Source organism: Desulfatitalea tepidiphila, from assembly GCF_001293685.1.
Classification (GTDB): domain Bacteria; phylum Desulfobacterota; class Desulfobacteria; order Desulfobacterales; family Desulfosarcinaceae; genus Desulfatitalea; species Desulfatitalea tepidiphila.
Genome location: NZ_BCAG01000003.1, coordinates 34,534 through 55,777 on the forward strand (window position 1 = coordinate 34,534; position 21,244 = coordinate 55,777).

The window sequence follows — 21,244 nt, forward strand, 5'->3', positions numbered from 1 at the left end:
TTTCGGCAATCATAAAATAGTCGGCCTGTCTAAGTAGGGCTTCCTGAACAAATCACACAGCTCCGTGGAAGGCCGGATATCTGGTTACTGTTCGACAAAATGAACCGATTCCAAGTCTATGGATCGGATTGTGCTCTTTGAAAAACAGACACAAAAAGATGGCAGCCAGCCACTTCTCGAGGTTCATTACCAGGAAGCACAGCGCAATGGCCGTCTCGCTTGTCGACGATAGCTTCATCATTATCCGATTGATCCCATATCGTCGCTTGGCCTGGCCGAACTTGCCTTCGATCGGGATTCGCTCCCGCTCATCCTGGCGGGCCAAAGCAATCTCGGCCTTCAAACGCGCTGCATTTTCCGGTGTCATATTCGGTGGTCGGCCCAGCCGAGGACCCGAAAGGCGTATGCCATGCTTTCTGTAATATCGCAGATTTTCCCTGGTTCGATAAATGCGGTCGGCGTGCACCGATTCCGGATATACGCCAAATCGCCGCTTGTAAGCCTCGACTTGGGCCTGTAGATCCTGGCATTCATTGAAGTTGTCCCAGCTGGTGCGGTCAACGAAGGCAAATCCGCCTGCCATGCTCACCGACAGCTTGGCCCCGAACTCGGTATCGCTTCCAGCCTTGCCGCGTTTGATCGGTCGCACATGCGGCTGGCTGATGCTCACGATTCGATCATCGACCCCGCGGCTGCGCTGATCGTACATCAACTGCTGCTGGCGGTATACTTCGCCGATCACCAGAAGATCACGATACTGCTTTTTGCTCAATACCGTCAGGTTCACAAACCTGGACAGCTTGCCGATGCTTTTAAGGTTGCGCCGCAAATATCCCAGCTGGCTCCTAAGTGCCTTGCGCAGTTTGCCGGCGCTGACCTTCTTGCTCTTGGCCACGGCCAGATAGGCCTTGCGCGCCTTGATCCGCTAGGTTCTGGGTTTCTTGTGACCCTTGCCACGGCTTTGATGCAACACATCGATGATCTTTTCGGTCTTTTCCCGGGCTGCATTGAGAAGCTTCAGATCCGTTGGGTAGGTGATATCGGCCGGTGCACAAGTGGCATCCATGAGCAGTTTGCCCTTTTTGGAGGGCTTTTCATTGCTCCGGCCACCACCCGAAGGCTTATCGTTGCCATCTTTGCCTGATTTTGTGACCGCTTTTTCGACTATGACTTCATTGATGCGGTGAAGAACATCGGCAGGAAAGCGTTTTCGAAAATGCACTTACATCGTCGGATGGAAGGGCGCTTTATCGAAAAATTCCTTCAGACCGCAAAACAGTTACAGATAGGGGTTTTCCCGGATCTGCTCGACGCATTCTTCATCTGAAAGTCCAAGGCGCTCTTTGATGATCAATGCCGCCAGGGCCATTCGCACCGAAAATGCCGGCGGTCCCTGGCCCTTTTAGGACAGTGTGGCGCAGTACTCGTCTTCGAACTGATGCCACGGAATCATTTTGGCGAGCCGGACCCAACGATTGTCGGAAGATAATTGGCCCGAAAAGGGTAGATCAAAACCTTCGAATTCGAGCTGCTTTTCTGAGTGTCTGTACATGATTTCCGGGTCGGCAGGTGCAAGGTTATTTTTGAAAATGACCGAAATGGCTTGCATTTACGACGACTTGAATATCACATTATACAAAACATATCAATTGGTTAATTGTTATTCAGGAGACTCTACTTATTCACCCATGTCCGGGGCGCACGACGGGTCGTGTGGTTGTTCGGCATGGACAATTTCATTCATGGAAAGTATAGAAAAAGAACGTTTTATTATTGAAGGTAATGAAGATCTACGAGAAGGGCGGCATGATCCGAAAGGCCATGGCGGTCAACCCCTACTGCAGCCCCATCGCCCACCACGTTTTATGGCAGGATCTGTTCCGGCAGCAAGCCTACCTGCATGCCCACGAGGAGCCCCCGAACTTCGGAAGTCGCAGTTTGTTCTGGACGCCTCTGATAAACGCGGCCACCCTGAGACAAATGGGAAGCATCGAAGAAGCAAAATTCGCCGCGGCCAGGCTTTTGGCGCTCAAACCCGATTTCAAACCCCGCGGCCGTATTCTCATCGGCCGCTGCATCAAGTTCGACGAGATCGCCCTCCCCTTTATCGAGGGATTAAACAAGGTGGGGGGTGCAGTGGATTGAGCGGCACCGTATCGTGGAAGGGCGGAATCCCTTGTCGTGATGCAACAAGACACCGTGGATCAACCGTTTCCGGCAGCGCCGCTGGCTCCCTCGAGGTCGTGGGGGAGAGCATGCGTCACGGCGGTCGCCTGCCGGCCCCCTTGCCCGGACAAAGCCCTGAGGGGCCGAACGATCCCCTTCCGTTGCCAGACACGACGGGTCAGCCATTCACTTCCTTGCTGATACGGATCGCGTGCTTGCGCATGCGGCCCCGCAAGGTGGACGGATGCATGCCCAGAAGTTCTGCGGCGCCGCCCTGCCCTGCGATCCGGCCGTTGGTCAACGAAAGGGCTTGCCGGATATGACGTGCAATCAATTCATCCATCTTCAGGAAACGATCCGGCACATTGCAGCTTTCGTCGTGCGGGGGTTGCTCCAATGGTGCGACCAGGTCCCTGAACGACAGCGGCCTGCCTTGACTGATGATCAGCGCCCGCTCGATAATGTTCTGCAGTTCCCGAACATTTCCCGGCCACGCGTAGGCCTGCAGGTGCGCGACCGCTTCCGGCGAAAGAACGGCATCATACGAGAGATTCATCTCCCTTGATTTCTGCTTAACGAAGTATTCGGCCAGGGCCGGAATATCTTCTTTGCGTTCTCGAAGGGGGGGGATCGCTATCGGGATGATGTTGATTCGAAACCAGAGATCCATTCGGAACTGCTTTTTCTTGACCATTTCCGCCAGGTTGCGGTTGGTGGCGGCGATTATCCGCACATCAACGGTCAACGTGCGGCTTCCGCCGACCCTCTGGAACTCCTTGCTTTGAAGCACCCGAAGCAGCCTCACCTGGGCCTGCGCGGTCAGCTCGCCGATTTCATCGAGAAAAACGGTCCCGCCATCGGCCTGCTCGAAATAGCCGCGCTTCAGGCTGTAGGCGCCGGTGAAGGAGCCTTTTTCATGGCCGAACAATTCGCTGTCGACCAGACCTTCCGGAATGGCGCCGCAGTTGACGCTGACGATGGGTTTGCCCGCCCGTTTCGATCGCTGGTGGATCTCCTTGGCAATCACTTCCTTGCCCACGCCGGTTTCGCCAACGAGCAGCACGGGACTGTCCAATGCGGCGACCTGTTTGACCCTGGTGATGACATTTCGCAGCCCTGTATCAAGCCCCACGACACCCCTGCCGCTCAAGTCGCCCAGGCGTCGCTTCAGGTCCCGGTTTTCAAGGGTCAGCCGTGATGTCAAACTGGACATTTCAAGCTGGTTCAGGATGTGGGATATGGCCCTGGCCAGGGGATCGTAAAGCGCTTTGAACAGTTCATGGTGCGTATCATCGTAGCGGTCAAAGCCGGTGGCCACCAGACCGAGCGCCGCATATCGCGACGAATCCAGTTGCTTGATTGCGGTAATGGAGGATATCGGCTCTGTGATCTCGAAATAGGCATTGATATCCCTGCCCAGGTTCGTGACGCCGACATCATGCCATCTTACAATCTTCTCTTTTATGAGGTGCTCGATTTCTGCACGCCCCTTTTTGGAGAGCTTGACCGTTTCATCCACATGCATGGTCTGCGCTTCCGTGATCAGGGCCAGATAGCGCAGTTTTTGACCGGCGGAATCGGCCACAGCCAGGTTCATCCATTCCAAAGGAAAGTATTCCTGCAGAATACCGTATAGTGTCTGAGCGGAAACCATCGGATCCATGCGCGCGGTGATCTCGCGGCATCGGTTCTGGATGGATGTGTCGTCTTTTCCTGCCATGCGCTCCCTCCTCGCACACCTAGCCGGCGTCATATTTGACGTTAATGCCAAATTACACCTCATTGTTTGGTCAAATATGAATCAAAAAGTCAATGCCATTCAGAAAATCACGACAAGTCGCTGTAATCTTTACAGCTTCAATTTTGGCCCCGAATTTGCGTTTTATCGATGGCATCATCCGGAAACGCAGGCAAGGCAAACCAATTCGTATCGGTGAGTCCACGGCCCGGGCATCAATCGATACATTGTCGAAAAGGAGAGGCAGCATGGCAAAGCAGGAAATCAAGGCCGACCTCGGCTGGAAAGAGGTGGAACCGATGTTTCGGCCCAGCGGTGTCCACATGGGGGTTATGCAGTGCGACGCCGAATTGTGCAGCCGGTGCGGGCTCTGTATCCAAAACTGCCCGTTCAAAGCGTGGGAGACGGGCGACGACGATGTGCCGCGCCTGAAAAAAGACTATGCCTGCTTCAGTTGCTACAACTGCATGGTGGCCTGTCCCACCGGGGCCATTTCCATCGTCGAACCCTACGTTGTGGACAAGGGGAGCTTTTTTGAAACCGCGGACGGCCCCCTGCCGCCCAAAATGCCCCTTGACCCGAAAGACGCCGAGGGGCAGCCGGATGCGTGGACCGACGTTGAGCGTCATATTTTCGAGCGCCGCAGCGTGCGCAACTTCAAAGCCAAACCGGTCCCGGATCATCTGATCCGAAGAATCCTGGAGGCCGGCCGGTACGCCCCCAGCGCCGGCAACTGCCAGCCGTGGAAGTTTATCGTCATCACCGACCCGCAGTTCATCGCCGCCATCAACGAGGCCACGCATCAGATCATCGAGACGGCCTATTCGGCCTATATGGACGAAGAGGGCGTAAAAAGCCTCGTGCAGCGGTACGCGCAGGATCCGAAGCCGGGGTCCTATGATCCCCGGATCGTTTTGGGCGGATATGGGTCCATCGCCAAAGGAGCGATGCCCGCTTTTCTGAATGCACCGGCATTGATTCTGATTGTCTGCGACGAGCGCTCCATCAGCACACCCGAGATCCATGCGGGCATCTGCGGGCAGAACATGAATCTCGCGGCCAAAGCCCTCGGGCTCGGGTTCTGCTGGATCGGCTGGAGCCGGGTGGTCGAGATGGTTCCCACGTTCAAAGAAAAACTGGGCCTTCACTATCCCTGGAAGATTATCACCGGCGCCGTGTTGGGCTATCCACGATTCACGCAGGAGGGCGTGGTTCCTCGCGAATTCAGGCCGGTCACTTGGTTCCGGGCAGGGGCGCAAGGCCCTGAGATCGAACGCGGTTAACGGCTGCCGACAAGGAGGAGCAATGCCCACAGCGACGCAATTCGGATATTTTCATGATCTGATCGAACATCAGGCGAACACCATCGGCGACAAGCCCTACATCCTGTATGAAGAGCGCCGCATCAGCTTCGCCGAATTCCACCAGGCCGGCTGCCGCGCGGCCAACGGGCTTTTACGGCTGGGCGCCGAACCCGGAGACGGGATCGCCGTCCTGATGGGAAACTGCCCCGAGTACCTTGCCCTGTTTTACGGCATCCCCCGCGCAGGCTTGTACAGCGTGCCCGTCAACGTGTCATTGAAGGGCGACGGGCTGAAGTTCATTCTCAGCCACTCGGAAGCCAGGTATCTGGTCATCGACGACACCCTCTATCCTCACTATGCGAAGCTCGAGCGCCCGGTGGGCGCCATCGAAAAAGTCTTCGTGCGGCGCACATCGGATCAGCCGCTTCCGGAAGGCACCCAGGATCTGCGCGTGCTTTTCGATGCCTCCGCCCAAAGGCCCGACCACGGGATCGACCCGCAGGCGATCTCCCACCTGATGTACACCTCCGGCACCACGGGCTTTCCGAAAGGGGTCGTCAAACGGATGGGGGCGGAGAAGCTGGACGGTATGTTCAAGCTGGCCGGCATGCTCTATCGGCCGGATGACGTGCTGTACACCGCGCTGCCGCTGTTTCATGCCAATGCGCTGAGCCTGACGGCGGGTCTGGCCATGGCCGCCGGCCTGCCGTTCGGCCTGGAAAAACGCTTTTCCGCCTCCGGCTTCTGGAATTCCATCCGCCATTTCGGCGCCACGACCTTCAATGCGCTGGGCGCCATGGTGCCCATTCTGATGAAGCAGCCGCCAAAGCCCGATGACGGCGACAATCCCGCCCGGATGGTCTTTACGGCCGCTTGTCCTGCCAACCTCTGGCGGCCGTTCGAAGAGCGCTTCAACGTCAGGATATGGGAAGGCTACGGGGCCGTGGACGGCGGGGGATTGATGATGTTCAATCTGGGCGATGCACCGCCGGGATCCATCGGCCGAATCATCACCGGACAGGCGCACAAGCTGGTGGATGATGAGGGCAAGGCGGTGGCCACCGGGCAGGTCGGGGAATTGATCGCCAATGTCAAGGCGGGAACACGGGGCGTGGAGTATTTCAAGAACCCGGAAGCCTCCAGGAAAAAGGTCCGCGATGGATGGGTGTACACCGGCGACTATTTCTACGCGGACAAGGAAGGCAATCTTTACTTTGTGGACCGCAAGAGCGACTGCATGCGGCGGCGCGGCGAGAACATCTCCTCATGGGAAGTGGAGAATGTCGTCGAAAAACACCCCCACGTGGCCGAATGCGCGGCTTTCGGCGTTCCTTCGGAACTCGGGGAAGATGATGTCATGATCTGGGTGAAGCCGCAAGCAGGAGCGCAAATCGATCTCAGGGACCTCATGCAGCACTGCGCGGACAACATGGCCTATTTCATGGTGCCCCGCTATGTCGATGTGGTGGATGAGATCCCGCGCACCGAAACCCTGCGCGCCATTAAAAAGCCCATGAAGCAGCGCGGGGTCACGGCGCGGACGTGGGACAGGGAAAAGCATATGCCTGACCTGAAACTCAAATAACCAGCACCTTCTTTAAAACGGCGAGGATGACCATGAGCGACAACGTCTACATCATTGGCGTGGGGATGATCAAATTCGGCAAGCATCTGAACAGAGATGTCAAGGACCTCACGGGAGAGGCCCTGCGCGAGGTGGTCCGGGACGCGGATGTTTCCATGGAAGAGATCGAAGCGGCCTGGTTTTCGAACTGCATGTGGGGCATGTACGCGTTTCAACACTGCATACGAGGGCAGGTGGCGCTTTCGCCGCACGGCCTCGACACGATCTCCATTGTCAATGTCGAAAATGCCTGCGCCAGCGGCAGTACCGCGCTGCACTCGGCCTGGACCGCCATCAAGGCCGGCTTGTACGACTGCACCCTGGCCATCGGGGTGGAGAAACTCTACGACGAAGACCGTCAAAAGGCGATGGGCAGTTTTTCAGCCGGCACGGATGTGGAAGAGACCGCACGCCTTATAGAACAAATCAAAAGCGAGCAAAAGCGGGAAGCACGGGCGGAAAAAGAGGGCGCGGGAAACGCCGGCGGACGCTCGGTGTTCATGGATTTCTATGCCAGGAGCGCCCGCCTGCATATGGCGAAGTACGGCACCACCCAGCGCCAGCTGGCCGTCATCGCCGCCAAGGCGCACAACAACTCCACGCTGAACCCTCTGGCGCAGTATACTTTCCCCATGACAGTGGAACAGGTCATGGCGGACCGCGAGGTGGTCTTCCCCCTGACCCGGGCCATGTGTGCACCCATCGGGGACGGGGCGGCGGCGGCCATCCTGTGCAGTGAGCGTTACGTGAAAAAGCACGGCAGCGGCCGGGCGGTCAGGATTCGGGCGTCGGTCATGCAGTCCGGAACAAGGAGCGGTTCGTCGGATGTGATCGCGCGGGCATCGAAGGCGGCCTATGAAGCGGCGGGATTGGGGCCGAAGGACATCGACGTGGCTGAGGTTCACGACGCCACGGCATTTGGCGAGCTCTATCAGTATGAACAACTGGGCTTCTGTCCCGAAGGCGAAGGTGGCCCCTTTGCAGAAAGCGGTGCCACCTCCCTCGGCGGAAAAATACCCGTCAATACCAGCGGCGGGCTCATCTCTCGGGGCCACCCCATCGGGGCTTCCGGTCTGGCCATGGCCTATGAGCTGACCAGCCAGCTGCGCGGCGAGGCCGGCAGCCGGCAGGTGGAGCATGCCCGCATTGCCATGGTCGAAAACGGCGGCGGCACGCTGGGCGACGGTGAGGCCGCTGTGGCCATGCACATCTTCGAGAAAGGGAGGTGATCGAAATGAAAGCATTTCAGTTCAAAGCGTGGCAGCAGCCGGCGGAAATGGTGGAGGTTCCGGTTCCCGAGCCGGGGCCGGGGGAGGTGCTGATCCGCATCGGTGGTGCCGGTGTCTGCCATTCCGATCTGCACCTCATGCACCACTGGTCGCCGGAAGCACTTCCCCAGCTGGCGGACTGGCGGCTGCCGTTCACGTTGGGCCACGAAAACGCCGGCTGGATCGAAAAGGGCGATGGGCATGAATTCGAACCGGGCACGCCGGTGGTGGTTGCCCCCACGTGGAACTGCGGCACCTGCCGCGCTTGCCGTATGGGAGACACCAATGCGTGTGGCGCCAGTCGCGAAAGACGCGGACGGTCCGGCGGGCTTGGAAGGGATGGCGGGTTTGCCGAGTACATGGTCGCACCATCCCACTGCCTGGTCCGTTTGAAGGATATCGAACCGTGGCAGGCGGCCGCTCTGACGGACGCCGGGCTCAGCGCCTACCATGCCGTCAAGCGCTGTCTGCCGGTGCTCTCCCCCGATGTGGCGGTGGCCGTCATCGGCATCGGCGGCCTCGGCCAGATGGCCGTCCAGTTCTTGAGAGAACTCAGCGGCGCAACAATCATTGCCGTAGACCAGGATGAAAAGGCGTTGGCCCGGGCAGCCGACATCGGGGCCCACCTGTGCCTGCTTTCCCGGGAAAATACCGCCGGGGAGATAGTGGCGGCCACGGAGCAGATCGGCGCCATGGCCGTCATCGACTTCGTGGGCGTGGATGCCACCATGGCCATGGCCGCAGCGGCGACCCGCAGAAACGGCCGCATTGTCATCGTCGGGCTGGGCAGAGGAACCTTTCCATTCCGGTTCGGTGCGCTGCCCTATGGCTGCGCCATGGTCACCACCATGGGCGGGACGATCCAGGAGCTCGCCGAAGTAGTGGCCCTGGCCGAATCGGGGCGGGTGCGGCCCCATCTTGAAAAGTACAAACTCGACCAGGCCGCTGAAGTATACGACAAGCTGAACAACAACGAGATCATCGGAAGAGCGGTCCTGATTCCTTAGTGCAACAACGATTGAACGATATGGAGGAAAACCATGGCGTATTTAGAATTGGACACCACCTTGAGCAAAGAACTGAAGGCCATAAAAAAGGAAGTCTCCAGATTCGCCAGGGAAGTGATGCGCCCGGCCGGAATTCAGCTGGACAAGCTTCAGGACCCGAGCGATGTGATCGCCGAAGATTCCGTTTTATGGAGCGTTCTGAGAATTTTCAGAGAACTTCAATTGCATGCCCTGAGCATTCCCAAAGAACTGGGCGGTCTGGCCGATGGCACCCCCGATCACAAGGCCACCGGTGTCTTATATGAAGAATTGGGATACGGCGATGCAGGACTGGCCATCAGCGTGGGCTCTTCCAGTCCTTTCCGCCTGGCGGCCATGTCTCCGGAACCCGAACTTCAGCAACTGGCCAGAGACTACGCCAATGATATCGAAGCAAAACTGATCGGCTGCTGGGCCATCACCGAACCGGCCCACGGATCGGACTGGGTGATGAGCGCCCGCTCCGAATTCGACAACCCGTGTTGCGCGGCGGATCTCAGGGCCGAGCGCAAAGGCGACGAGTACATTCTGAACGGCCAGAAAGCGGCCTGGGTCTCCAACGGCTCCATCGCGACCCATGCTACCCTCCACGTGAGCATCGATCCTTCCAAGGGCATGCAGGGCAACGGACTGGCCGTGGTGCCGCTGGATCTTCCAGGCGTCAAGCGCGGAAAACCGCTGGACAAGATCGGGCAGCGCCCTCTGAACCAGGGGGAGCTCTTCTTCGAAGAGGTGAAGATTCCCAAAGCGTTCATGGTTATCGAGGACGGCCGGCAGATGCAGGTGGCGATGAAAAACATTTTAACCCATGCGAACGCCGGTATGGGGCAATTGTTTGTGGGATTGGCCCAGGCGGCCTTCGATGAAGCCCTGAATTATGCCAAACAGCGCATCCAGGGCGGTGTGGCGATCTTCGAGCACAAGAACATCAAGCTGCAGCTGTTCGAGATGTTCACGAAAGTGGAAGCGGCCCGGGCGTATGCCAGGCGCATGGCCGCCTACAATGCGCTGAACCCGCCGGGATCGGCCCGTCACGCCATCGCCGCCAAGGTGCTCTCCACCCGGACCGCCTTTGAAGTGGCCAGTGGCGCCATCACCATATTCGGCGGAAACGGCCTGGCCAGGGAATACCCCATAGAAAAAATGTTCAGGGACGCCAGGGCGTCCATGATCGAGGATGGCGAAAACACCCTCTTGTCGCTGATGGGGGCGGCGGACCTGTAGGCACAACGGCCACCTGTGGCATTTCCCGGCGTATCCGCCGGAAACAATTCTGGAGGAATATCCATGGAAACAAGACTGATCCCCACCTCTGCCGAGGAGATTACGAACGAATGGCTGACCGGCGCCTTGACGAGATCCGGCGTGCTGAAAGACAATGCCGTCCGAATTTCGAACCACAACGTTATCGGGCAAGGGCAGGGCTACATGGGCACACTGGTGCGACTGACCCTTGAGTACGAGAACCCTGATGGTGGGTTGCCGATAACCATGATCGCCAAAATTCCGACCAAAGAGGCGAAAAACAAAATGATCATGGAGGCATTCTGGAACTATGAAAGGGAAGTACGATTGTATGATGAAATCCTTAACCGGATTCCTCTCAGGACACCGTGCTGCTACTTTTCGGACCTGGATCCGGGGCCCGGCGAAAAGCGGATGAACACCGTTTACAGCAACTATGGGAAGTTCCCCAAGGGCCTGCTGGCCTTCTACTTCCTTTATGTCGGAATACGGAACCTCAGGCTGAAAAGACGTTATATTCTTCTGTTCGAGGATCTCGGGCATTTCGAGCAGATTCCCCACGTCGACGGCTGCTCATACGAAGACGCGAAAATGATCATGAACTCGTTGGGTACTGCTCACGCCGCGCTTTGGGAAAGCCCCCTGCTCAAAAAATACTGGCTCAAGGATCATGCCGATTTTTCCAATATGATGGGGTTTATTTCCAGTCGATGGGAGCCCATCATAAAAAAAGTGTTTCCGGAAAAGGTCAGTGAAAAAGAAAAAGAGGTCTTCAGATGGTTGAAAATGAACAACAAAAAGCTCGACGCGTACACCAGGGCCCGCCCCCACACGCTGCTTCACTCGGATTTCAGGTTGGACAACATCTTTTTCGATCGCGAGAAAAATGATATCACCATCATCGACTGGCAGGCCTCCTGCCCGGGCATGGGGCTGTTCGATCCCTGCTTTTTCTTTCTCAACAATTGCACCCGGCCCATCGATCCGCAGCAGGCCGAAGAGCTGGTCGCGATTTACCACCAAGGACTGGTGAACGGCGGGGTGACCGATTACGGTATGGATGAATGCATGTCCGATTACACATTCGGGCTGCTCCTTGCCGTGCGTTACTGGTTGATCGTGATCGGGGGCGTTGAGGTGGAGAAGGATTCCAATGCCCGGCAATTGCTCGGGGTACTGCTGGATCGCATGAAGCCGCTGATCGAGTCGATAGAATTGCCGTCTCTTTAGCGTCCGGCGCTGAACAGAGGGCGCATCACAAAGGAGGTTCACCGGCATGGAGCTGATCTTGATCCGACATGGGTTGCCGCGGCGCGTGGAAAAACAAGACGGATCGGCTGCCGATCCCGAATTGAGCGTGGAAGGGGTCGCGCAGGCCGAAAGGCTGGCACGCTGGATGAAAACCGAACACCTGGATGCCATTTACAGCAGTCCGATGATGCGGGCCAGAATGACGGCCGCCCCGCTGGCGGATCTCCAACGCCTGGATATCCTCATCGAACCGGATGTCGCGGAAATCGACGAGCACGCCTCCACCTACATCCCACTGGAGGAATTGAAGGAAAAAGAGCCTGAAAAATGGAATGAGCTGCTGAAAATCGGGGCTGAAGCGTATTTCGACGGTATCCAGGATCTGGAAACCTTCCGCCGCAAAGTGGTGGGCGGCATCCAACGGATCATTGCCGGGAACAAGGGCAAGAAAGCGGCCGTCGTATGCCACGGCGGCATCATCAACATCTGGGCAGCCCATATCCTCGGGATGGACAAGCGCCTGTTTTTCAAGCCGGAATATACGAGCGTCAACCGATTCATGGCATCCGGTTCGGGCATCCATACCCTCATCAGCCTCAACGAGACCGGCCATTTGCGTAATCCCACACAAATGGGTGCGGCAGGCGTCGAGTACTGAAGCTTGGCCCCCTTCGAATGTCGCCTTCAAGGCCCAGCCTTGTAGGGGAATTGCGATCGCCCCTTTTGGCGAGAACGCCGGTCCAACTGCGGATGGCGTAAAACCAGTTTCTTCCCGCCGAAGACCCTGCCGACGGCCGAACCTGGCTTCGGCACCATCTATTTCGGAGCCTGCTGTATCAACGGTAGGCATTCGTATTTGTAGCGTATATCGTCTGGTTTAACCAAAGCCGTTAGTTGCACACCTCACTTTCCACACCCTTTTGAGCATCGTTTTTATGATTTTTTAAAACCTCTACGGAGAAGTAAAAGCAACGGGGTCCATCCCCAAGGCTGTAAGATATTATAGTCGATCTTGAAAAAGCCCGTATTCAATATGCGGGAATTAACAACGGCGTTCTTTGACAACCAAATAGCCAGTAAAAAATAAGGCGCAAAAGGGCGGCTGCTCATTTGAGCAGCTTGGCAAAGTTCATCCCAGCGGCGCTCAGGATGGCGTTGATCCGATCCCCTACAGGTCTTCTACCAGTTCTTGTGCGATGCGCTTGAAAACTCCCAATTCAACCCATCGCTGGGACCACCTATGGCAGGTCTGGTTGGGAGGATACCGCTGGGGCAAGTATCTCGTCCGGCCGAAGTTCAGCTTCATTTCGCTGGCCATCCTGATGAACGCCGACAAATACAATTCCTTGACAAAGCAGCAGCTGGAATGGATCCAATCCGCGGCTATAAAGAGTGAAAAGGACGCCATGGCGTTTTTCAGAGTTAAGCACGAAGAGGAAGTCAAAGAACTGCAGTCGCTGGGGATGGAAATCGTTCAGATGCCCGAAGCCGATGCCGTGCGTATCGACAAGCTCATGAGCGACACCATGTGGGCCGTGGCTGAGAAAAAATCAGGCGAACCTTAAAAAATTAGCCCTCGAAAAAGGTATGACCAAATGATCGACAGAGTTCTGAACGGCATTACGAAGGGCAGTTTTTATCTGGGCGGGCTGGCTTTTGCACTCATCATCGTCGGCTATGTTATGGAAGTGGTGCTGCGGTATTTTTTCAACGCGCCCACTTCCTTTACCAGCGATTTCACCCAATGGTTTTTCGCGGCGATGGTCATGCTGTGCATTCCCGAGGTAACCCGAATAAAGGGGCATGTCATCATCAGCTTCTTTCTTGAAAAAATGTCGGCCGGTCATCGAAGCATGGTGGAACGGACATTGTCCCTGGCCGGCTTTTTGATTTGCATGACTGCCGCATGGATCTGTTTTTCCGAAACCATGCGGCAGTACAACACCGGTATCCAGACCGAGTGGAACTTCCCGATTCCCAAATGGTGGATATCGGCGGTTATCCCCTATGGGATCGGGTTGGCCGGCCTGCATTTTTTTCGCATCGCATTGAAACGATAGATCTTTCGGATAGGAGTTTTTATGGACTGGGTAGGGAGTTTGAGCGGTGCGGTCGTCATCATGCTGGGCCTTTTTTTCATCGGGCTGCCCGTGTTTCTAACCTTTCTGGTCATCAACATCATTGGCGTCTTCATGCTCATGGGGACCTCGGGCTTCGGTATGTTTGCCAACAGCATCTACCAGAGCGTGACCCAGACCTCCTTGGCTGCCGTTCCGCTTTTCATCATCATGGGAGAAATTCTTTTCAGGTCCGGAACCATTGATATCCTCATCGACTCGGTTGACAAACTCGTGGGTTCGGTCAAGGGGCGTGGATACTATCTGATTACGGTTCTCTCCACCCTTTTTGGTGCCTTGTGCGGTTCACCTGTGGCAGTGGCGGCCCTGCTGGGGCGTACGGTCATGCCCGGCATGACCGGCCGGGGTTACAATGTCCGCTTCACCGCCGGGGCCATCCTGGGCGGCGCCACCTTGGCAGCGATCATTCCGCCGAGTCTGTTGGTGGTCGTTCTGGGTTCCCTAGTAGACGTATCCAAACCCGGGTTGCTCATCGCCGGGATCGTTCCAGGCATGCTTCTGGCCGGACTCATGGCCGGTTTTATCTTCCTGAGTATGCGGATTCACCCTGAATTGGAGCCGGTTGCCGCAGGGACAAACCTGCAAGAGGTGACAGGCAGGGGTCAATTGATGGCAGTAATCCGCATTGTGCCTTTCTCCCTGGTCATCTTTTTTGTGATGGGGTGGATCATGCTGGGAGTGGCCACTCCTTCTGAGTCCGCCGCAACAGGCGTGGTCGGGGCGGTTATTGTTGCCCCAATTTACCGCAAGCTGTCACTGAAAATGCTCATGGAATCCGTTCTTTCAACCGTTGCCATTACCGCCATGCTCATGGCCATTCTGCTCAGTTCCCAGCTTTTCGACCAGCTTCTGGCCTTTACCGGCGCCACGTCCGGGTTGATGAAAGCCGTAAGCGGGCTGTCCCTTTCTTCTGGAGCCATGTTTTTGCTTCTCATGGCAGGTCCCTTTTTCCTGTGCATGTTCATCGACCTGTTTGCCATCATGCTGGTGGCCATACCCATCTACCTGCCGTTGATAAAAATATACGGTTATGAACCAACCTGGTTCTGGATGCTGTTTGTCATCAACCTGGTCCTGGGCAGCATGACCCCGCCGTTTGGATATACGCTCTTTTCACTGAAGGGAGCGGCACCGGCAGTTTCCTTAGAAGATATCTATGTCGGCGCCTGGCCCATGATGTTTGTCTTTTTGGTCGGTATGGCCATAATGTTTTTCTTTCCATCTCTTGTTTCTTTCTTGCCGGGTGTCTTCAATTGACCATAAGGTGCCTTGCTGAAAAAGAAATGGCGACAGCATGATCAGCGTATCGTCATCTAAACGGAAGGGCATATCGGAGAAAAAGCAGGAAATTCAAAACGGAACCGTCACGATATGAAATAGGGTTAAAAACACTTGGAAAAATAACCGGTGTTCCAAATACGAAAGTTGCCGAAAACCTGAAGCACACTGTTCCCGAGTTGGCGAATTGGATCATTGAATTGGCCTATGGGGAAGTTTTATCGAGAGACAAACTGGATTTAAAAACAAGACAGATAGCCACTGTCGCCGTATTGACGGCAATGGGTACGGCGCCTCTTCAGCTCAAGGCCCACATTGGTGGCGCCTTGAATGTGGGGTGCACACAAGAGGAAATTGTCGAAGTTATTGTTCAAATGGCAGTTTACGCCGGTTTTCCTGCCGCCTTGAATGGAATCAGTGCTGCAAAAGAAGTTTTTCAAAACAGAGAAGAAAGCTGAAAGGGCGTTGGGGGAATTTCCCCTGATGGCGATTTCGAACAATACAACCCGGGCATTTGAAGGATATGACGTGCCAAAATTATTCGTTGCAGGGGCCGCCGGCTACAACGGTGGAAGAATGGTTGAATCCCGGTGCGGTCAAGATTGGGTATAGCCCTCCTTCGGCACGGATATCGAATCGCCTGAAAGAAAAATGGAAGTTGTAATTATTGCGTCCGGGTCATTCTCGATGATTTGTTCAATATCTTCAGAAAAGAGAAAATCGACACCGTCGTGTAAACAGTCTACATTCTGCCTCAGATCTTTCAACCGTTTTTCTACTGACGGGACTTGCAAGGAGAACAAATCCATCGCTGCTTCGATGCAGTTCGCCTTTGACACCTTCACCGTGCAATCGACATACAGCGCAAGGCTAGTCAGCAGCATCTGTTACCAAACGGGACATCAGTCTCATGCCGATGGCAATGGCCCGTTCGTCAGGTGCGAAAGCTGGATCATGGTTAATGACGGGCGGCTGGTCGCTATCAGGATCGTGTACTCCAAGGAAAAAAAAGGCGCCCGGAATTTTATTTAGAAAGTATGACATGTCTTCGCCACCAAGTGAGGGTGTACATGGGACAACGTTGGACTCTCCGATCACCCGCGTTGCAACATCCCGGACATAGGTCGTTTGATGCGGATCGTTGCGGACCGTCGGATAGCCATGAATATACCTTAGTTTATAGGTTGCTCCCATACCTTCAGTAATACCTTTGACTGTCTTTTCCAGATCCTCCATCAGTTTCACACAAAGCGATTCGTTCAAAGATCCGATGTTCCCTCTAAGAACCACCATGTCACCGATTATGTTATCCCTGGTTCCCCCCTCGATCATACCGAATGTAAGCACAGCATTTTCCATAGGGTTCACTCGGCGCGGCACCATGGAACTTAAGGCAACGACCACATTCGATGAAACCAGAATAGGATCCACTGCCAAGTGAGGTGCCGAAAAATGGCCGCCACGGCCAAAAATACGTAAACTCAGTGAGCTGACCGAGCCAATCACCGGTCCGGGGGAAATGGCGATTTTCCCAAGGGGGATCGGACTAGTGTGTAGGGCAAAAATGGCATTGGGTTTGGGATTGTCGATACCGCCTTCCTCAATTAGTCCCAGAGCGCCTCCAGGAAAAAATTCTTCCGATGGTTGAAACAGAAAAATTGCGGTACCATTAAGCTTATCTCTCACGGTGGACAGCACCGATGCGGTACCCATCAGAACTGCCGTATGAACATCATGACCGCAGGCATGCATTTGGCCATCAATTTTGGATGCATATGGCAACCCTGTTTTTTCCCGTATTGGTAGAGCATCCATGTCGGCTCTCAAAGCGATGATTGGTCCAGGTTTGCTTCCTTTCAACCTGCCAACGACTCCGAAACTATTTTTGCAACGCTGTACCTCGATGCCGTGTTTTTCGAGATACTCGGCCACAATACCCGAAGTTCGTTCTTCTTTTCCTGAAACTTCCGGATGCATATGGATATCACGGCGGATGTTGATCACCTCAGCTTCCTTTTGGTTCACCAACACATCGATAGTATCTGCCAAGTTAAGATCGGCCATGTCTCCTCCGAATTATGAATTTAGGTTCATCCGACTAAAGCGTACTTGGACTCATGGAACCCAAATATTCTCAGCTTGAAAAATTCCGTATCCCGAAACCAATAGGCCTGCTTCTGAAGTGTTTTTATCTTGTTGTTGGTGCCCTCCAATGGGCCGGTGGATATGGGATGATCATAGTAGGACAACAGGCCGAATTTAGGGGAAGCCATGGTGTTGGCCACCTTGATCAACATCGCCACTTTGGAGGATCTGGCCTTTTGTACGGTAGACTATTCTTTAGTTTTTAATTCTGTAATGAAGCAACCACCACCGCCACTGCCGCCGCCGTTATCACTCTTATCTTCATCCGGAGGCTCTATAGGTTCAACTGGGAAACCTTCGTCAACTTCGCCATCGCAGTCGTCGTCGATGTCATTATCAATTTCCGCAGCGCCTGGGTAGATCATTGGGTTTTCGTCATTGCAATCCGTATTGTCTAAAACATAGCCAGTCGGCACCGTACAAGACGACATCGAATCGTCGTTATTCCCAAAGCCATCGCCATCAGCATCTCGGTAAAAGATAGTTTCAGCAGTAATGTATGCTTCTTTGGTTTTACTATCCGTTCCTGCAATACCTGAAACAGTCAGAGAAACGTCGAACATTCCCGGTATGGCATAGATATGTTGTGGATTTTCCTCAGAACTTGTGTTGCCGTCTCCGAAATCCCAATGCCAATCCGTGATATCCCCTGAAGATTCATTTGTAAAATTTACAGTCAAAGGAATATTTCCAATTGTGGGGATAGCAGAAAAATCCGATGATATGTAAGGAAAATAAACACGGTTCCCAACGCCATATCCGCGATTAGGATCCAAATGAAAAAGAACCCAGGGTGAAATTGGATCTCTGAAAGATGTTTCGTCCGGCGTAAGTTCACTCCAGACGGCATCATGAAATAGCAAGCTGTCTTCAAAGCCGAGTTCATCGATTTCAGGGTAAGGCTCATCCCCGAATGTTTCAAAAATGGGTCCCCAAAAAGCACATGTGTTTTCTTGCAGACTGCAATCGAGCTTATTCAAACGGGACTCGTGCTCGTAAATAAGGTCCCAGTTCTCATTGCAAAAATTCCAGAGCAAAACTTCGTGCCGCCATAAGGGCGGATCTCCGCCGTCGAGCTTAATGGTGTTGTTCGCATATTGAATAATTTTTTGATAATGCCCTCCCTTGTCGATAATTGGGCCGATATTGCATTCGAATTCCTCGAAAGGTACGGTCCATTGCCATTTCGGAGTAGGGCTCCCATCTGGACAAGGAAAATCAGATGTACAAGACCAATCGAAAATTCCAAGATGTCCCACTTCATGCCAGGATGCATACATTCCGACGACTTCTATGCTGTCGTCCGTGTGATTTGTTGCGGTTGTATATAACCAATTCATAGAACCTGCTGGGTTTATTCCATCAGGATAGACGAACATTTTTGTGTGCAGCTCCGCATGATCCAATGCTTGAAGACTGCCATTGTTATAGGTAATACCGGTCCCTGTACCTCCGGGTATTGGTAGATCCTCCTCGATCAATGATCTCCCCCCCCTTGCTTTGTAAGACATCAAGAGTTGGTTGATTTCATTGATTCTATTTTTTATTTCGTGGCACTTTTCGGTATAGGGGTTAAAGGAAGAACCTGGTGGGCAAGAATTTGCTATAGAATCCTGTAAGTTGACCAATATGTTCAATACCAGGTAGAAAAAGATAATCGACAAAAAAAGCCGTGACGGTTTAGTATTTTTAAAATTCGCCATTTTATCAACTACTTTCAGTGGTGATTCATTCTGCGGCTTTCATTTTTTATAATCCATCCGGTTAATAGGCTCCTGAACTCAAGAGGGCCGAAGTTGGCAGGTTTGAAAAAAGTCGGAAATTTTCATTTTCCGTCATCCTGGCGGAAGCCGAGATCCAGCGCGGGCAAAATGAATACCGGTTTCAAAAAGTCCGCATATTTCGCTATGACCATTTTTGGTTCTATGTGCAATTGTATTATTTCAATATGTTATAGCGATTTGACTTGCTACCATTTTGAAGCCATAAGCATCAAAAACAGCATAAAAGAAGGTACATCCATGCGCAAGATTGAATTTGCTAACCAATTAGAAATATATATTTCAATAGAAAACGAAATATCGACACCTCAAAATGGCGTCATCTGTTTGCCTTAGATATTTTTGCCATGTTGGTAGCCCGGGTTCGACAGTCATAGGCATAAAATTGCTTCTAAAATTCAATAACTGCCTGTTTTTTCATGTTCGGGTTCCAGTTTGAACTCAGAATGCATAGGCACACGAAAATTCATATTAAGCTTGACTTAACTGTAATTACATGCTTTTAGAATAGGCATGTATCTGCGAACCATAAAGCGCAAAAACAAAGACGGCTCGGTCGTAGAATATGTCCAGCTGGCCAACAACGTCTGGAACAAGGATAAGGGCTTTGCCCAAGCGCAAGTCATTCACTCCTTCGGCCGCAGCGACCAACTTGACGTTGAGGCTTTAAAGCGCCTGATAAAAAGCGCCAGCCGCTTTCTCGACCCGCAAGATGCCATCCGTCTCGAACGTCAAAGCAGCGATCTAAAATTCATCAGCAGCCGGCCTGCCGGTGGTGCCCATCTATTGAAGGGCCTGTGGCAAAGGCTCAATATCGACGATTGCTTGAAAAAGGCCCTGGATCAGCGATCCTTTACCGCTCCGGTGGCCGATGCCCTGTTTGCTATGGTGGCCAACCGGGCGCTTGCGCCGTCATCAAAGCTGGCCATCGAACAGTGGGCGGCCGAACAGGTATATCTTGGCGACCATCCAGCGCTGCAGGTCCAGCACTTTTACCGTGCCATGGATTTTTTGCTCGAGCACGGCGAAGCCATACAAAAAGAAGTATTTTGGTCCACGGCCAATCTGCTCAACCTGACCGTCGATCTGATTTTTTTCGATACCACCAACACCTATTTCGAGATCGATGAGCCGGGGCCTTCGGATTTGAAGGCCTACGGCAAATCCAAGCAAAGGCGCGATGATCTGCCCCAGGTAACCATCGGTCTTGCGGTCACCCGCGAGGGCATTCCAGTGCGCTGCTGGGTGCTGCCGGGCAATCAGCACGACAGCCAATGCGTCGATCAGGTACAAAAAGACCTGAACAGCTGGAACCTGGGCCGGGTAGTCTGGGTGATGGACCGCGGCATGAGCAGCGAGGAAAATCAGCGCATTCTGCAGCGTGGCTGCGGCCAGTACATACTGGGTGAAAAGCTCAGCGGCAATCATCTCAATGAAGCGGCGCTGGCCACACCGGGACGCTTTAAAGTCGTTTCCGACAATCTTCACATCAAAGAAGTCTTTGCCGGTGAAGGCACCGGCCGGCGCCGCTATGTGATTGCCTACAATCCGCAGCAGGCAGAGCTTGACCGCATCAATCGAGAGCAGATCCTCGAACGCTTGTCTTGTGAGCTGGAAGTTCTCAATCGCAAGAATAAAACCAAGGCTCAATGCAAGTTGATGCTGCACCGCTCCATGGGCCGTTATGTCAAAGAGCTAAAAAGCGGCAAGCTCAAAATCGATAAAGCCAAAGTTGCCCAAGACGAAAAGCTTGACGGCAAGTATCTGCTGTCCACAAGCGATCAGCATTTGTCAGCCGAAGATATCGCCTTGGGCTACAAACAGCTGCTGGAAGTTGAACAGGCTTTTAGAACACTGAAAAGCACCTTGTGCCTGAGGCCGGTATATCACTCCAAAGACGATCGCATCCGTTCCCATGTTCTTATCTGCTGGCTGGCGCTTTTGCTGATCCGCATCGCCGAAGTGGAAACCGAGCAGACCTGGCCCAGGATCCGTAGGCAAATGCAGCAGCTAAATTTAATCGAATTTTTTGACAATAATGGGCGTATTCTACAGCACACCGAACTGACCGCCAATCAACGCAACATATTGAATAAGCTTAAAATAAAACCTCCCAAACGGGTCCTGAAAGTCGATTTGGCCTCATAATTTCATAGGCACTACGCTGAATTTCATTCGGTCTGTATCTGACTGATATTTTGCCGTTTTCCCGTTTTCGTGTAACTATGACTGTCGAACCCGGGGGTAGGTTTGACCTACC

At 53.9% G+C, this 21,244-nt stretch carries 17 protein-coding genes and 2 pseudogenes; 13 read left to right on the top strand and 6 right to left on the bottom strand.

Annotation, left to right across the window (positions count from 1 at the left end):
• Window positions 1-52: 52 nt before the first annotated feature.
• Window positions 53-1,552 (bottom strand): annotated as a pseudogene (locus DFT_RS04845) (IS5 family transposase).
• 230 nt (window positions 1,553-1,782) lie between these two features.
• Here DFT_RS04845 and DFT_RS04850 point away from each other — a divergent pair.
• The gene (locus DFT_RS04850; RefSeq protein WP_054030127.1) at window positions 1,783-2,145 is read left to right on the top strand and encodes a hypothetical protein; all 363 of its coding nucleotides are present in this window, start codon (window positions 1,783-1,785) and stop codon (window positions 2,143-2,145) included.
• 199 nt (window positions 2,146-2,344) lie between these two features.
• Here DFT_RS04850 and DFT_RS04855 read toward each other — a convergent pair whose 3' ends face one another.
• Entirely contained in the window at window positions 2,345-3,886 is a 1,542-nt protein-coding gene (locus DFT_RS04855) for a sigma-54 interaction domain-containing protein (protein ID WP_054030128.1), read from the bottom strand.
• Window positions 3,887-4,152: 266 nt separating this feature from the next.
• On the opposite strand from DFT_RS04855, the gene DFT_RS25415 reads away from it, so the two are divergent.
• The 11 genes from DFT_RS25415 to DFT_RS04910 all read left to right on the top strand — a co-directional run bounded on the left by DFT_RS25415 (window position 4,153) and on the right by DFT_RS04910 (window position 15,516).
• Window positions 4,153-5,187, top strand: a complete 1,035-nt coding sequence (locus DFT_RS25415; RefSeq protein WP_054030129.1) for a nitroreductase family protein — start codon at window positions 4,153-4,155, stop codon at window positions 5,185-5,187.
• A gap of 22 nt (window positions 5,188-5,209) precedes the next feature.
• Complete coding sequence (locus tag DFT_RS04865; RefSeq protein WP_054030130.1) at window positions 5,210-6,793, top strand: AMP-binding protein; 1,584 nt, start codon at window positions 5,210-5,212, stop codon at window positions 6,791-6,793.
• Between the two features lie 32 nt (window positions 6,794-6,825).
• On the top strand, window positions 6,826-8,061 hold the full coding sequence (locus DFT_RS04870) for a thiolase family protein (RefSeq protein WP_054030131.1): 1,236 nt from the start codon (window positions 6,826-6,828) through the stop codon (window positions 8,059-8,061).
• Window positions 8,062-8,066: 5 nt separating this feature from the next.
• Window positions 8,067-9,107: an NAD(P)-dependent alcohol dehydrogenase gene (locus DFT_RS04875; RefSeq protein ID WP_054030132.1), complete on the top strand. Its 1,041-nt coding sequence runs from the start codon at window positions 8,067-8,069 to the stop codon at window positions 9,105-9,107.
• Window positions 9,108-9,140: 33 nt separating this feature from the next.
• Window positions 9,141-10,370: an acyl-CoA dehydrogenase family protein gene (locus DFT_RS04880; RefSeq protein WP_054030133.1), complete on the top strand. Its 1,230-nt coding sequence runs from the start codon at window positions 9,141-9,143 to the stop codon at window positions 10,368-10,370.
• 63 nt (window positions 10,371-10,433) lie between these two features.
• Window positions 10,434-11,621, top strand: a complete 1,188-nt coding sequence (locus DFT_RS04885) for a phosphotransferase (protein ID WP_054030134.1) — start codon at window positions 10,434-10,436, stop codon at window positions 11,619-11,621.
• A gap of 46 nt (window positions 11,622-11,667) precedes the next feature.
• Window positions 11,668-12,300 carry a histidine phosphatase family protein gene (locus DFT_RS04890; protein ID WP_054030135.1) on the top strand — a complete coding sequence of 211 codons (633 nt, stop codon included), beginning with the start codon at window positions 11,668-11,670 and terminating at the stop codon, window positions 12,298-12,300.
• Window positions 12,301-12,844: 544 nt separating this feature from the next.
• A complete protein-coding gene (locus tag DFT_RS25690; protein ID WP_076750396.1) occupies window positions 12,845-13,207 on the top strand; it encodes a type 2 periplasmic-binding domain-containing protein in 363 nt (120 codons plus the stop codon).
• Between the two features lie 30 nt (window positions 13,208-13,237).
• The gene (locus DFT_RS04900) at window positions 13,238-13,702 is read left to right on the top strand and encodes a TRAP transporter small permease (protein ID WP_054030137.1); all 465 of its coding nucleotides are present in this window, start codon (window positions 13,238-13,240) and stop codon (window positions 13,700-13,702) included.
• Between the two features lie 21 nt (window positions 13,703-13,723).
• Window positions 13,724-15,037 (top strand): TRAP transporter large permease, encoded by a 1,314-nt coding sequence (locus tag DFT_RS04905; protein ID WP_054030138.1) that lies wholly within the window; start codon window positions 13,724-13,726, stop codon window positions 15,035-15,037.
• A gap of 200 nt (window positions 15,038-15,237) precedes the next feature.
• Window positions 15,238-15,516 (top strand): carboxymuconolactone decarboxylase family protein, encoded by a 279-nt coding sequence (locus DFT_RS04910; protein WP_268750664.1) that lies wholly within the window; start codon window positions 15,238-15,240, stop codon window positions 15,514-15,516.
• Window positions 15,517-15,654: 138 nt separating this feature from the next.
• Here the strand turns inward: DFT_RS04910 and DFT_RS04915 are convergent, their stop codons facing one another.
• The 4 genes and pseudogenes from DFT_RS04915 to DFT_RS04930 all read right to left on the bottom strand — a co-directional run bounded on the left by DFT_RS04915 (window position 15,655) and on the right by DFT_RS04930 (window position 18,906).
• Window positions 15,655-15,942, bottom strand: a complete 288-nt coding sequence (locus DFT_RS04915; protein WP_054030140.1) for a hypothetical protein — start codon at window positions 15,940-15,942, stop codon at window positions 15,655-15,657.
• A complete protein-coding gene (locus DFT_RS04920) occupies window positions 15,929-17,122 on the bottom strand; it encodes a M20 metallopeptidase family protein (protein WP_054030141.1) in 1,194 nt (397 codons plus the stop codon). The genes DFT_RS04915 and DFT_RS04920 overlap by 14 nt, the downstream gene beginning before the upstream one ends.
• 26 nt (window positions 17,123-17,148) lie before the next feature.
• Window positions 17,149-17,373 (bottom strand): annotated as a pseudogene (locus DFT_RS04925) (transposase); the annotation flags it as partial.
• An 18-nt stretch (window positions 17,374-17,391) separates the two neighbouring features.
• Window positions 17,392-18,906, bottom strand: a complete 1,515-nt coding sequence (locus tag DFT_RS04930; protein WP_054030143.1) for a PKD domain-containing protein — start codon at window positions 18,904-18,906, stop codon at window positions 17,392-17,394.
• 591 nt (window positions 18,907-19,497) lie between these two features.
• On the opposite strand from DFT_RS04930, the gene DFT_RS04935 reads away from it, so the two are divergent.
• A complete protein-coding gene (locus DFT_RS04935; protein WP_054030144.1) occupies window positions 19,498-21,132 on the top strand; it encodes an IS1634 family transposase in 1,635 nt (544 codons plus the stop codon).
• Window positions 21,133-21,244: the final 112 nt, after the last annotated feature.